A 13,350-nucleotide genomic window follows, 5' to 3' on the forward strand; every position below is an offset into this window, starting at 1 on the left:
GATCCTCTGCGCATTACCAATAAAAAAGGCCACCCTTGCGGGTGACCTTTTGTATTGGTGGTGGAGCCGGCGGGAATCTCCCGCGGTTTGGCTTGCCAGCCAAACCGGCTCGCCCTGCGCGAAGCGGTGCTTCACGCAACCCCGGACTCGCCCCGCGTCCGTGCCGGACGCGGATTCGATCCTCTGCGCATTACCAATAAAAAAGGCCACCCTTGCGGGTGACCTTTTGTATTGGTGGTGGAGCCGGCGGGAATCTCCCGCGGTTTGGCTTGCAAGCCAAACCGGCTCGTCCTGCGCGAAGCGGTGCTTCACGCAACTCCGGACTCGCCCCGCGCCCGTACCGGACGCGGATTCGATCCTCTGCGCATTACCAATAAAAAAGGCCACCCTTGCGGGTGACCTTTTGTATTGGTGGTGGAGCCGGCGGGAATCGAACCCGCGTCCGCAAGCACTCTACAGACAGTTCTACATACTTAGCGCTGCCATTTGATTTAACCCGAACGACGCGGACGCGCACGCTTCGTTAAGGCGAGTCACCTTAGATTTAGCCTTGAATCAAGTGACCCGATTCAAAGCGATTCCTTGTAAATGACTCTACTGCTGTTTTACCAGCCTACCCCAAGGAAGAAGTAGTGTAGAGCAAGCGGGTATTAAGCCGCTTGTGCGTACGAGTTATCGTTTGCAGTTATATCTTGTCTGATTGTATTTACGAGGTAGTCAGTCCTCGGTATGCCCTGCGCTGCTTTGCAACCCACGTCGAAACCAAGTCGGCCCCATGCAGACTTGCATTATAACTCAGTGTGGGGGCGGCCCGCCCGATTATCAAGAGCCAAGGCGCGCCGCTCCCGCTGGTGTTGCCTTACTGCTGCAGGCTCAGGTCGACCCGGCTGCCCTGTCCCTTGTCCTTGATGCCTTCGGCCGTGAGCTTGGGAGCGATCAGGAAGATGCGGTCGGCCGAGATGATGCTCTGGTCCTGCAGATAATTGCGCACCACGTCCGCACGGCGCTGGGCCAGGTTGCGCAGGTCGTCTTCGGTGACCGGCGTGTTGTCGACGATCAGCTTCTGCATCTCTTCGGGCGGCAGGGATTTTGCAAGGCCGACGACGTTACGCGGCTTCTTGAATTTCTCGTCCTTGTAGACCTTTTCCATGTACTTGGTGCGATCAGCGTCGCTGAGACTGTTGTCCTTGCCGGCCGGCTGGCCTTCCTTCTCGATGACGTCCTTGCGCTTCAGTGCGCGCATCTTGCGGTTGAGGACTTCCTGGCGCAGGCCGGCGTCGTCGACTGCTGGATCGGCACGGCCCATGACGTCGATCTTCAACGCCGGGCGCTGGTGCAGGGCGTAGCCGAGGGTGTCGAGCTTCTTGCGGATGTCGGCAGTGATCTCGGAAGAGCCCGGCTCGAATTCGATGTAGCTGAGCTCGGCGTCGCCGCCGCCGCTGCCGAACATCGAACTGATCAGCGCGAACGGCGACGTGACGGCCTTGACGATCAGGTTGACGAAGACGCGCATGATGATGCCGCCGATCGAGAATTGCGGATCAGACAGCGAGCCGGAAATCGGCAGGTTCAGATTGATGGTGCCGTCACGGTCCTTGAGCAGCGACACCGCCAGCATCACCGGCAGCTTGGTGACGTTGGGGCCGTCGACATGGTCGCCGAAGGTTAACTGTTCAATGCGCACGTCGTTCTGCGCCACCAGCTTGTCGTTCTCGATCTTGTATTGCACGTCCATCGACAGCTTGCCCTTGGTGATCGGGTAGCCGGCATATTTTGCCGAATAGGGCGTCAGGCGCGGCAGCTGGACGCCGTTGGCGCTGGCCTTGATGTCGAGGAACATCGGTTTGAACAGGGGATTGAGCGAACCCGATATCTGCAGCGGCGCATCGTTGTCGACCTTGCCGCGCAAATCGATGGTGGCCGGTTGAGGCTTGTCGGAGGCGATGCTGCCGATGGTGCCGCCCATGCCGGTCATATTGACCGTGTAGTTCGGCTTGACGAAGTTGTCGGTAAAGTTGATGTTGCCGCTCTGCAGGACGGTCTGGCCGATGCGGATCACCGGTGCGTTGGGATCGGGCGCGGCGGGCGTGACCGGCGCGGTCGAGGTGGTGGTCTTGGCAACGGTCGTCGACGGCTTGTCAGGGCTGGTTTCGGGCGAAGTGACCGAGCTGCGCGGCGCTTCCTTGGAGACCACGATGTCCTGCAGGTTGAGCTTGCCCTGGTCGGACAGGATGGCGCGCGCATAGAAATCGGACAGCGCGATTTTTTCCAGCGTGACCAAGGGTTTGCCGCCGATTTTGGCGTTGATGCCTTGCAGGTTCAGCGTGCGCCAGCGCAGGAAGTCGCTCGAAGACAGCTTGTCCAGCACGCGGAAATTATTGAGGCTGGCCGAGCCGTTGTATTGCAGCGCCAGCGCCTGTTTGTTGACCGGCGGCGTCAGCGCCAGCTTGCCCTTGGTGCTGAGCGTGCCGCTGGTCAGCGTGACGTTGAGGTAGTCGGTGAAATAGGTCTGGAACGGTGCGATCGGCAGGTTCTGCGCATCCAGCGCAAGATCCACGGTCTTGAGTTGCGGCGCCGCCTGGCCGGTCACGGACAGCTTGCCGTTCTTGTTCAGCGTGGCCTGCAGCGACAGCTTGCTGGTCTGGTCGAGTTGGCTGGAGAGGTTGTCGACCTTGAGGTCGAGAGCTTCGATGCGCAGCTTCTGTGTCGGCGTCACGCCGCTGTCTTCGTAGGAAATATTGCTGTTGCTGATCGACAGGCTGCGCAGACGTGCTTGCCAGGCGGTGGCGGCGGTATTGGCGCTTGGTTTCTTTGCGGGGGCAGCGGATGCGACGGCTGGTTCTTTGGCAGGCTCGCTGACGTTGACTGTCGCGGGTTTGCTTCCCGGCGCCGCCAGCAACTCTTGCAGGTTCAACGCGCCCTTGGCGTCGCGGCGCAGATCGCCATTGAGGCCGACGATGCGGAAGGCGTCCGCGTCGGCTTTGCGGCCCAGCAAGTCGATGGTGGCGTTGTCGAGCGCGATGGTTTTGGCACCGATGACGCCGGCGGCGGACTTGATCTTGGGCGACAGTTTGAGGTCGGTGATTTCGACGCCCAGTTTGCCGAGCTTGACCTGACCGCCGGTAACCTGCACCTCGGTGCTGCCTGAAACCTGGCCGCTGAGCGCACCGTTGAGCGAGCGATTGAGATAGTTCTGATAGCCGCTCAGCTGGATCGCCTTCAGGGTCGCGGTGCCGTTGACTTCACCTTTGAGCGGCGCCAATGCGCCGGTGAAGCCAATTTCGCCCTTGCCGTTTTCGGTGAGTGACAGCGCAAGTTTGGCCGGCTTGGCGTCGGCCAGCGTGGAGACTTCTTCGGCGTCGACCGTGATCTTGTCCAGATGAACAGTCTGGCGCGGCGATGCGTTGGCGTCATCGGTCCATTGCACGCTGCCGTCGCGCACCAGCAGTTTGCGGATAGTGATGGCGGGTGCCGTTGCGTCTTTCGCTTCGGTCTTCGGTGCGGTTGCAGGCGCGGATGCGGTGGTTGCTGGTTTCTTGGCAGATGCCGCGGGTTTGGCCCGGGAGTCGTTCTTGCCGATGCGAGTCCAGTTGATTTCTCCGCGGGCATTCATGTCGGCCCAGATTTGCGGCTTGTCGATGGCAATCTGGTCAATTACGCCGCTCAGCTTGAGCAGATCGAGCTTGTCGATCTTGGCGGACACCGAGCCGATCTTGATGAGTGGCGCGGCATTCTTCTCCTGCACCGAAATGTCGGCCAGTGTGAAGTCACCATCGAGGCCGATCTGCGGTTTGTCCTTGTCGCGGCTGAAAGTCAGGTCCAGTCGCGTGGAGAGCTTCGCGCTTTCCAGTTTGACCGGCAGCGCAACGGGCGAGAAGGGCAGATAGCTGGCGACGTCCAGCTTGTCGATATCGATCGCCAGCGTGGTGTCGAGCGAACTGGCGAAGAGTTTGCTGCGACCCTTGAGCGAGAACGGCGTGCCGTTGACGGTCATCGACAGCACCGGTTGCACGAAAGTGTCGATGTTGCGCGGCAGGTTGGAGACGAAAGGTACGCCGATGTTCAGCGCACGGACGTCGATGGTCTTGCCGCTGACCTTGTCGTCGAACAGGATGGCGCCATTCTGCAATTGGACGTTGGCCAGCGAAAACAGCGTTTGGCCCTCGCTCTTGGGCATCGCCAGCACGCGGTCGATGATGTCGGAGAAATTGTAGCGACCGATACCTTCGTCGCTCAGGCGAACGATATGGACCTTGGGTTCGACCAGCTGGATTTCGTCGAGGATGGCGGCCAGGCGCAGCGCGGAAGTGGAGGACGCGTTGACCACCAGTTCCTTGGCGCTGAAGGCGGCAGTCTTCTGGTCCGGCTCATACAGCGTGACGTCATGCACGCGCAACGCAAGCAGGAATGGATTGAAACTGAGTTCGCCGATATCGAGCTTGCGGCCGATTTTTTCCTGCGTCTGTTCGATCGCGACCTTCTTGACCAGCGACGGCAGGGCGAGCCAGCTGACCAGCGCCAGCAATAGCAGGAAAACGATGGTGTATGCGGACCAGCGCAAGGTGCGCAGCTGCCAGGCAGGACGGGGATGATTGGCCATGATCTTTCCTCGTGAGGAAGGTCGCATGCGCCAGCGGCGTGCGCCTTCGTTTAATTGTATGGCCGGCGCCGGAAAGGCGTCGGCGGTAACTCAACTACGGCAACGACGGTAACGGTTATTGCGTTTTGATCAGTTCCAGCAACTGCAGCGGATCGTGCAGCAAGACGTCGGCTTCCCATGATTCGGGTTCGACATGGCCACAATAGCCCCAGGCGGCCGCGATGGTGGGCATGCCGGCGGCACGTCCGGCCTGGATGTCGCGCAGGTCGTCGCCGACGTACCAGCAGTCGGCCGGGTTCAGTTGCAACCGGCTTGCTGCTTCATACAGCGGCGCCGGATGGGGTTTGGTGTGCGGTGTGGTGTCACCGGAGACCACGCATCCCGCATGGCCCAGGCCGATTTGCGGCACCAGCGGGTCGGTAAAGCGTGATGCCTTGTTGGTGACGATGCCCCAGGCGAGTCCGCGCGCTTCCAATTGCGTGAGCAGAGCGGCGACGCCGTCGAAGAGTTTGCTTTTGACGACCAGCTTTGCTTCGTAATTGTTGAGGAAGCGTACGCGCAGGTCCTCATATTCAGCGTCGTCAGGCTTGACGCCGAAGGCTGCGCCGATCAGGCCACGCGCGCCGGCGGATGCCACCGGACGCAATTGTTCATACGGTGTCGGTTCCAGGCCGCGTTCGGCGCGCAACTGGTTGACGGCTTCGGCCAGGTCGGGAGCCGTGTCGGCGAGCGTGCCGTCGAGGTCGAACAGGATGGCGCGGGGTGTTTTCAATGGCATGGTCGTTACGGTGAAGACGGTTGGGGCAACAGCGGAAGCTGCTGCGATTTGCCGGCGATATCCGCTGCGGGACGTCGCCGGCTATTGCGTATTGAGTATGTGATCAGGCCAGCGGCTTGCGGCACGCCACCATGTAATTGACGCTGGTGTCCTGGTTGATCGAGTACAGCTTGGTCAGTGGATTGTAGGACAGTCCCTTGAATCCATCGAGTTCCAGGCCGGCTTCGCGGATGAAGCGCGCCAGTTCGGCCGGCGTGATGAACTTGGCGTAATCGTGCGTGCCTCGGGGCAGCATGCGCAATAAATACTCGGCGCCGATGATGGCGAACAGGTAAGCCTTGGGATTGCGATTCAGTGTGGAAAAGAACACGTGGCCACCCGGTTTCACCATTGCTGTGCAGGCGTGCACGATGGAGGCGGGGTCAGGGACGTGTTCCAGCATTTCCATGCAGGTGACGACGTCGAATTGGCCTGGTTCACGCGCCGCCAGGTCTTCTGCGGCGATCTTTTCGTAGCGAACCTGGACGCCGGACTCCATGCCATGCAGGTCGGCGACCTTGAGCGCTTTTTCGGAAAGATCGATGCCGGTTACCCTGGCGCCTTTGCGCGCCATCGATTCGGCCAGGATGCCGCCGCCGCAGCCGACATCGACCACGCTCTTGCCGGATAGTGCGGCGCGGGCGTTGATCCATTCCAGCCGGAGCGGATTGATTTCGTGCAAAGGACGAAATTCGGATGTTGGGTCCCACCAACGATGGGCGAGATCGCTAAATTTTTGCAGTTCTTGAGGATCGGCATTCATAGGCTGAATGATAGCCGAACCCGCTTGATGCTGTTCGCTGCAAAGCAAATTTCCATAAAAAAACCCCGCCGAAGCGGGGTTTTTTTCGATTGAAAATCGACTGTTGGTATTACTTGTTACGTGTACCAACGACTTCGATTTCAACGCGGCGGTTCTTGGCGCGGCCAGCTGCGGACTTGTTGTCAGCGACTGGTTGCGATTTGCCCTTGCCTTCAGTGTAGACGCGGTTAGCTTCAACACCCTTGGAAACCAAGTATGCCTTAACCGATTCAGCGCGGCGGACGGACAGTTTTTGGTTGTAGGCAACGGAACCGACGGAGTCAGTGTGGCCGACAGCGATGATGACTTCCAGGTTCAGACCGTTCAGGTTTGCAACCAGTTCGTCCAGTTTGGACTTGCCGGCTGGCTTCAGAACTGCCTTGTCGAAGTCAAAGAATGCGTCAGCAGCGTAAGTAACTTTTTCCGATGTCGGAGCGGCTGCTGCAGCGGCAGCTGGAGCAGCTGGGGCAGCGGCTGGAGCAGCAGCTTGAGCAGGAGCTTCTTCGCATGGGCCGTTGACAAACGCTGTTTGCCAGCACAGACCGAAGCCGCTGCGGGTAACGACGTCACGGCTGTCTTGCAGGTACAGGCTGTTTGGACGGACCTTGATGTCCTTGATTTCCTGTGCGGTCGCAGACAGAGCGATGGCTGCGGACGCAGCAGCGAAGACGAGTTTTGCTAATTTGTTCATGTTTCTCCTCTCGGGTGAGATATCCGCAGATAAACTGCGCTACAAAATTACGACATCAAAAAAACGAATAATATCATGTGTTCAGGTCGTTACATGCCCCACTTTGCAGGAGGGCGTGCAATGAACTTAGCCGCCATTCTGCCACAGGCTGGTGCAATCAGCGAACGTTGCCAAATAGTCCAATCAACGTTTTTAGCACTCTGTTGTTTTTTGGTAACAAGACGTTTACCTTCGCAAAGTGCTGCACTCCGTTGCCAAAAAAGCCAAATTTTGGCTAAAAAACCTTATTTTTCATGCCCTTGCACGCGAATAACCACACGGCGATCGGGTGATAGGCAGCCTGCCAATTTCTTGGCGGGAAGGTTTTGTCCGCACTGCGCGATGGGTTCATTGCTACCGGCGCCGACGATTTGAATCGGTGCGACAACATTCTTGCTCTTCAGAAATGCGGCAACGGCTTCCGCTCGTTTGACGGCGATTTCTTCATTATGTTTCCGGGAGCCAAGCCGGTCGGCGTGGCCGGTGACAACAATTGCGTCGATTCCACCGCAAACCGGCAGTCGGTCGACAATTTGTTCCTGGATGCGCTGCTGCGCCGCTTTGTTCAGCACCGTCTTGCCGGAGCCGAATGTCTGACTGTCGCTTAGCGTGACGCTGAAGTCGCAAGTGCTGCTGCTGACGGATGCCAAGGCATTCGTGGTGATTGCGGCCGGATTGCTCACCAGGGCGGGCGCGATGGGATTGGCGATGGGCGGCGCCAGTTCGCCGTCGCAGCCGCTGAGGGAGTCCGCGGGTGTCCAATAGCCGGTGCGCCAGCACAGGCCATATTGACTACGTGCGACGCTGCCCTGGTTATCCTGGCCGTAGGCTGCCGTCGGCGTTGCTGCGACATCAGGGGCGCTCTGGGCGTGAGCGGAAAGGGCGATGCCCAGCAACAGACAAAGCAGACCGGAAAATTTATAAGACATATTAGTTAGCTGGTTGCGATGACATCGACGGGGCAGCCTGCAACATCGCGGTTTGCCTGGTGGAAACGCGGTGCATGCCGCGATTTCCGTGATGCCTCATTTTCTTCGGAAGGCTCGCATTTTAATCACAATTGGCGCGTTTGCCCGTATTTGTTTGTGCTTGCCGATGCATATTGCCGGGGAGCTAAAACCGGTCCTGCAAAGGCGCGGCGTGCTAGAATGCTTCGTTTGTAGTCGCTGCCCGCAATGAACAGGTTTCGGGCCTGATTTAACCACTCAAATCAATACCTCTCGACTCGCCAATGGATCAATTCGCTAAAGAAACCATCCCCATTTCCCTTGAAGAAGAGATGCGCAAGAGCTACCTCGATTACGCCATGAGCGTGATCGTCGGACGTGCTCTGCCGGACGTGCGTGACGGCCTCAAGCCGGTACACCGCCGCGTGCTGTTTGCGATGCATGAAATGAACAACGTCTGGAACCGCCCGTTCGTGAAGTGTGCGCGCGTGGTCGGTGAAGTCATGGGTAAGTACCACCCGCACGGCGACGCGTCGATTTACGACACGCTGGTGCGCATGGCGCAGGACTTTTCGCTGCGCTACATGCTGGTGGACGGCCAGGGCAATTTCGGCTCGATCGACGGCGACGGCGCCGCGGCGATGCGTTATACCGAGTGCCGCCTGGATAAGATCGCCAACGAATTGCTGGCCGACATCGAGAAGGAGACCGTCGATTTCGACCCCAACTACGACGGCAAGGAAAAAGAGCCGTCGGTGCTGCCGACTCGCATCCCCAACCTGCTGATCAACGGTTCGTCCGGCATCGCGGTGGGTATGGCCACCAACATTCCTCCGCACAACATCACCGAAGTCATCAACGGCGCACTGCACGTGCTGTCGAATGCCGACTGCACGATCGACGAACTGATCGAACTGATCCCGGCGCCTGATTTTCCGACCGGCGGCATCATCTACGGCGTGTCCGGCGTGCGCGATGGTTACCGTACCGGCCGCGGCCGCGTGGTGATGCGCGCCAAGACCCATTTTGAAGAATTCGGTCGCGAAGGCCGCACGGCGATCATCGTCGACGAGCTGCCGTACCAGGTCAACAAGAAGGCCTTGCTTGAACGTATCGCCGAGCTGGTGCGCGACAAGAAGCTGGAAGGCATCTCCGACCTGCGCGACGAGTCCGACAAGTCGGGCATGCGCGTGGTGATCGAACTCAAGCGCGGTGAAGTGCCTGAAGTGGTGCTCAACAATCTGTACAAGCAGACTCAGTTGCAGGATACCTTCGGCATGAACATGGTGGCGCTGGTCGACCGCCAGCCGAAACTGCTGAACCTGAAGCAGATGCTGGAATGCTTCCTGTCGCATCGCCGCGAAGTGGTGACGCGCCGCACGATCTTCGAACTGCGCAAGGCCCGCGAACGCGGCCACGTGCTGGAAGGTCTGGCGGTTGCGCTGGCCAATATCGACGACTTCATCGCGATCATCCGTGCGGCCCCGACGCCGCCGATCGCGAAATCCGAACTGATGGCGCGCGCCTGGGATTCGTCCATGGTGCGCGAAATGTTGTCCCGCACCGGTGCGGAAAACAGCAGCGGCATCGAAGCCTTCCGTCCGGAAAACCTGCCGGCGCATTACGGCATCCAGACCGACGGCCTGTACAAGCTGTCCGACGACCAGGCGCAGGAAATCCTGCAAATGCGTCTGCAACGCCTGACCGGTCTGGAACAAGACAAGATCGTCAATGAGTACAAGGAAGTGATGGAGCAGATCGCCGACCTGCTGGACATCCTGTCCAAGCCGGCGCGCGTGACCGCCATCATCACCGACGAACTGACGGCTGCGAAGAACGACTTCGGCATCGGCGTCAAGGACGAGCGTCGTTCGACCATCGAGCATAACGCCACTGATCTCGGCACCGAAGATCTGATCACGCCGCAAGACCTGGTCGTGACGCTGTCGCACTCGGGTTACATGAAGTCGCAGCCGGTTTCCGAATATCGTGCGCAAAAACGCGGCGGCCGCGGCAAGCAAGCCATGGCGACCAAGGACGACGACTGGATCGACCAACTGTTCATCGCCAACACGCACGACTACATCCTGTGCTTCTCCAACCGCGGCCGCCTGTATTGGCTGAAGGTATGGGAAGTGCCGCAGGGTTCGCGCAATTCGCGCGGCAAGCCTATCGTCAACATGTTCCCGCTGCAGGATGGCGAAAAGATCACCGTGGTCCTGCCGTTGTCGGGCGAAAACCGCGTCTTCCCGGAAGACCGGTACGTCTTCATGTCGACCAGCCTCGGCACCGTCAAGAAGACACCGTTGTCCGACTTCAGCAATCCGCGCAAGGCCGGCATCATCGCGGTCGACCTCGATGAGGGCGACTTCCTGATCGGTGCTGCGCTGACCGACGGTCAGCACGATGTCATGCTGTTCTCTGATTCCGGCAAGGCCGTGCGTTTCGACGAAAACGACGTGCGTCCGATGGGCCGCACCGCCCGCGGCGTCCGCGGCATGAACCTGGAAGAAGGTCAGCAAGTCATTGCGCTGCTGGTCGCTGAAAACGAACAGCAGTCGGTCCTGACGGCCACTGAAAACGGCTTCGGCAAACGTACCCCGATCACCGAGTACACGCGCCACGGCCGCGGCACCAAGGGCATGATCGCGATCCAGACCAGCGAACGCAACGGCAAGGTGGTTGCGGCAACATTGGTGGAGGCTAGCGATGAAATCATGCTGATCACCACCGGCGGCGTGCTGATCCGCACCCGCGTCGCGGAAATCCGCGAAATGGGCCGGGCAACGCAAGGCGTGACGCTGATTGCCGTGGAAGACGGCACCAAGCTGAGCGGCCTGCAACGCGTGGTGGAATCCGACGCCGAGGAAGACAAGGTTGAAGGCGATGTCGAAGGCGCGGTTGATGCCGAAGGCAACGGTGATGCCGTCGCCGGTGAAGGCGACGCCACTGCCGAATAATTCGGGTTGAACAGAAAATGACCGGCTGATGGCCGGTCATTTTCATCCTGTTGCGTTTGTTTGTGCGGTCGTCTGTTGCTGTCCTTCCTGGCCTTGTTCTTGTATCGTTGCTTCGTCTTTTCTTTATTTTTTACCTAGATCATGGTCTACAATTTTTCCGCCGGTCCGGCCGTACTACCGAAAGAAGTATTGCAGCAAGCTGCCGACGAAATGCTGGACTGGCACGGCAGCGGCATGTCCGTGATGGAAATGAGTCATCGCGGCAAGGAATACATGTCGATCATCGAGACGGCCTTGCGCGACATGCGCGAGCTGTTCGCGGTGCCGGCCAACTACAAGATCCTGTTCCTGCAAGGCGGCGCCATCGCCGAGAACGCCATCATCCCGATGAACCTCGCCGGTCTGCGCGGCAAAGGCGCGGGCGTGGCGGACTACGTCAACACCGGCTCGTGGTCGACCAAGTCGATCAAGGAAGCGCGGCGCTATTGCGAAGTCAACGTCGCCGCCTCGTCCGAAGCTGAAAAATTCGCCCGCATCCCGGCGCGCGACACCTGGAAGCTCTCCCGCAACGCCGCCTACGTGCATCTGTGCACCAACGAAACCATCGATGGCGTCGAATACCAGTTCACGCCCGACGTCGCAGCCGACACCGACAATGCGCCCATCGTGGCCGACATGTCGTCGCACATCCTGTCGCGCGCGGTCGATGTGTCCAAATACGGCGTCATCTACGGCGGCGCGCAAAAGAACATCGGCCCGGCCGGCCTGACCATCGTCATCGTGCGCGAAGACCTGCTCGGCCACGCCTTGCCGATCTGTCCCTCGGCCTTCGACTGGAAAATCGTCGCCGACAACGACTCGATGTACAACACGCCGCCGACCTATGCCATCTACATCGCCGGCTTGGTGTTCCAGTGGCTTAAGCGCCAAGGTGGCGTGGCCGAAATGGAGCGCCGCAATATCGCCAAGGCCGACCTGCTGTATGGCTACCTCGACAGCACCGAGTTTTATACAACACGGATTGCGAAAGACTGCCGTTCACGCATGAACGCGCCATTTTTCCTGCATGACGAAACATTGAACGAGACATTCCTGGCCGGCGCCAAAGAGCGCGGCCTGCTGCAGCTGAAAGGCCACAAGTCGGTCGGCGGCATGCGCGCATCGATCTACAACGCGATGCCGATAGAAGGCGTTGAAGCATTGGTGGAGTACCTCCGCCACTTCGAACGTACACGCGGCTGAGAGCGACTGCAAAAACACCGCTGGCGGCGTTGCACCTCGTTGCCGTACTAGCGTACTGTCTGCGTCGGCGCGCCTTGCCACCGGCGTTTTGCCAGCCGCTCTCTGAGGGTTGGGCTGACTGCATTTATTTGCTGGCGGCCGGAACGGATTGAACAAGAAAGACCACAACAATGAGTGAAGACAAACTCTTGCCCTTGCGTCAGAAGATTGACGCCATCGACGCGCAAATCCTTGATTTGCTGAACCAGCGCGCACGCGTCGCGCAGGAAGTCGGGCACGTCAAGGCCGAGACCAATGCGCCGGTATTCCGTCCCGAGCGCGAAGCGCAAGTGCTGCGCAAGGCCGCCGAGCGCAATCCGGGGCCGCTGCTGGGTACCGATATCCAGACCATTTTCCGTGAAGTCATGTCGGCTTGCCGCGCGCTGGAGAAGCGCGTTGTGGTGGCCTATCTCGGTCCCGAAGGCACCTTCAGCGAACAAGCCGTGTACCAGCAGTTCGGCCACGCCGTCGAAGGCCTGCCGTGCGTGTCGATCGACGAGGTGTTCCGCGATGCGGAAGCCGGCACCGCCGATTTCGGCGTGGTGCCGATCGAGAATTCATCCGAAGGCGTGATCAACCGCACTCTCGATCTGCTGTTGCAAACCACGCTGCGCATCAGCGGCGAGATTTCGATCCCGGTGCACCACAGCCTGATGACCAAAGCGGGCGGCATGCAAGGCGTGACGCGCATTTGCGCGCATTCGCAGGCGCTGGCGCAATGCAACGCATGGCTCAACCAGAATTATCCCGGCGTCGAGCGCCAGGCCGTGGCGTCCAACGCCGAAGCGGCGCGCATGGCCGGCGAAGATACTAGCGTGGCCGCGATCGCCGGTGAAATCGCCGGGCAGAAATACAACCTGCAAACCGTCAATGCGCACATCCAGGACGACCCGCACAACCGCACGCGTTTCGCCGTCATCGGCCGCCTGCAGACGGCGCCGTCCGGTCGTGATCAGACTTCCATCGTGCTGTCCGTGCCGAACAAGGCCGGCGCGGTCTACAACCTGTTGGCGCCGTTGGCGAAGCATGGCGTATCGATGACGCGTTTTGAATCGCGCCCGGCGCGCATGGGCGCGTGGGAATATTATTTCTACGTCGACCTCGAAGGTCACGAGCAGGACGAAAAAGTCGCCAAGGCGCTGGCTGAGCTCAAGGAGAACGCCGCGTTCTTCAAGCTGCTCGGTTCTTACCCCTTTACCGTATAAATCATTCG

Annotated in this window: 8 protein-coding genes and 1 other RNA gene; 3 read left to right on the forward strand and 6 right to left on the reverse strand. The window is 59.7% G+C overall.

The window, feature by feature from the left end:
* Nucleotides 1-412 precede the first annotated feature (412 nt).
* From ssrA to ACIROY_RS10025, 6 genes are all read right to left on the reverse strand, one after another.
* Nucleotides 413-775: a transfer-messenger RNA gene (ssrA, locus tag ACIROY_RS10000) on the reverse strand.
* Between the two features lie 84 nt (nt 776-859).
* Nucleotides 860-4,600 (reverse strand): DUF748 domain-containing protein, encoded by a 3,741-nt coding sequence (locus ACIROY_RS10005; protein WP_402341432.1) that lies wholly within the window; start codon nt 4,598-4,600, stop codon nt 860-862.
* Nucleotides 4,601-4,715: 115 nt separating this feature from the next.
* Complete coding sequence (locus ACIROY_RS10010; RefSeq protein WP_402273678.1) at nt 4,716-5,378, reverse strand: HAD family hydrolase; 663 nt, start codon at nt 5,376-5,378, stop codon at nt 4,716-4,718.
* Between the two features lie 103 nt (nt 5,379-5,481).
* Nucleotides 5,482-6,180: a bifunctional 2-polyprenyl-6-hydroxyphenol methylase/3-demethylubiquinol 3-O-methyltransferase UbiG gene (gene ubiG, locus ACIROY_RS10015; RefSeq protein WP_402273676.1), complete on the reverse strand. Its 699-nt coding sequence runs from the start codon at nt 6,178-6,180 to the stop codon at nt 5,482-5,484.
* 109 nt (nt 6,181-6,289) lie between these two features.
* Complete coding sequence (ompA, locus tag ACIROY_RS10020) at nt 6,290-6,910, reverse strand: outer membrane protein OmpA (protein WP_116433778.1); 621 nt, start codon at nt 6,908-6,910, stop codon at nt 6,290-6,292.
* A gap of 284 nt (nt 6,911-7,194) precedes the next feature.
* Entirely contained in the window at nt 7,195-7,878 is a 684-nt protein-coding gene (locus ACIROY_RS10025; protein WP_402273674.1) for an OmpA family protein, read from the reverse strand.
* A 302-nt stretch (nt 7,879-8,180) separates the two neighbouring features.
* Here ACIROY_RS10025 and gyrA point away from each other — a divergent pair, with 302 nt between their 5' ends.
* The 3 genes from gyrA (at nt 8,181) to pheA (ending at nt 13,342) form a co-directional block, all read left to right on the forward strand.
* Nucleotides 8,181-10,856 carry a DNA gyrase subunit A gene (gene gyrA, locus ACIROY_RS10030; protein WP_402341434.1) on the forward strand — a complete coding sequence of 892 codons (2,676 nt, stop codon included), beginning with the start codon at nt 8,181-8,183 and terminating at the stop codon, nt 10,854-10,856.
* Nucleotides 10,857-10,997: 141 nt separating this feature from the next.
* The gene (gene serC, locus ACIROY_RS10035) at nt 10,998-12,098 is read left to right on the forward strand and encodes a 3-phosphoserine/phosphohydroxythreonine transaminase (RefSeq protein ID WP_402341436.1); all 1,101 of its coding nucleotides are present in this window, start codon (nt 10,998-11,000) and stop codon (nt 12,096-12,098) included.
* A gap of 170 nt (nt 12,099-12,268) precedes the next feature.
* Nucleotides 12,269-13,342 carry a prephenate dehydratase gene (gene pheA, locus ACIROY_RS10040; RefSeq protein WP_402273668.1) on the forward strand — a complete coding sequence of 358 codons (1,074 nt, stop codon included), beginning with the start codon at nt 12,269-12,271 and terminating at the stop codon, nt 13,340-13,342.
* Nucleotides 13,343-13,350: the final 8 nt, after the last annotated feature.

The sequence above is a fragment of the Herbaspirillum sp. NPDC101396 genome, from assembly GCF_044767365.1.
Classification (GTDB): domain Bacteria; phylum Pseudomonadota; class Gammaproteobacteria; order Burkholderiales; family Burkholderiaceae_D; genus Herbaspirillum.

What these genes read in the sequence shown, in the direction of transcription:
- ACIROY_RS10005 (WP_402341432.1), bottom strand. Translation starts at nt 4,600, where the DNA reads ATGGCCAATCATCCCCGTCCTGCCTGGCAGCTGCGCACCTTGCGCTGG.
- ACIROY_RS10010 (WP_402273678.1), bottom strand. Translation starts at nt 5,378, where the DNA reads ATGCCATTGAAAACACCCCGCGCCATCCTGTTCGACCTCGACGGCACG.
- ubiG (WP_402273676.1), bottom strand. Translation starts at nt 6,180, where the DNA reads ATGAATGCCGATCCTCAAGAACTGCAAAAATTTAGCGATCTCGCCCAT.
- ompA (WP_116433778.1), bottom strand. Translation starts at nt 6,910, where the DNA reads ATGAACAAATTAGCAAAACTCGTCTTCGCTGCTGCGTCCGCAGCCATC.
- ACIROY_RS10025 (WP_402273674.1), bottom strand. Translation starts at nt 7,878, where the DNA reads ATGTCTTATAAATTTTCCGGTCTGCTTTGTCTGTTGCTGGGCATCGCC.
- gyrA (WP_402341434.1), top strand. Translation starts at nt 8,181, where the DNA reads ATGGATCAATTCGCTAAAGAAACCATCCCCATTTCCCTTGAAGAAGAG.
- serC (WP_402341436.1), top strand. Translation starts at nt 10,998, where the DNA reads ATGGTCTACAATTTTTCCGCCGGTCCGGCCGTACTACCGAAAGAAGTA.
- pheA (WP_402273668.1), top strand. Translation starts at nt 12,269, where the DNA reads ATGAGTGAAGACAAACTCTTGCCCTTGCGTCAGAAGATTGACGCCATC.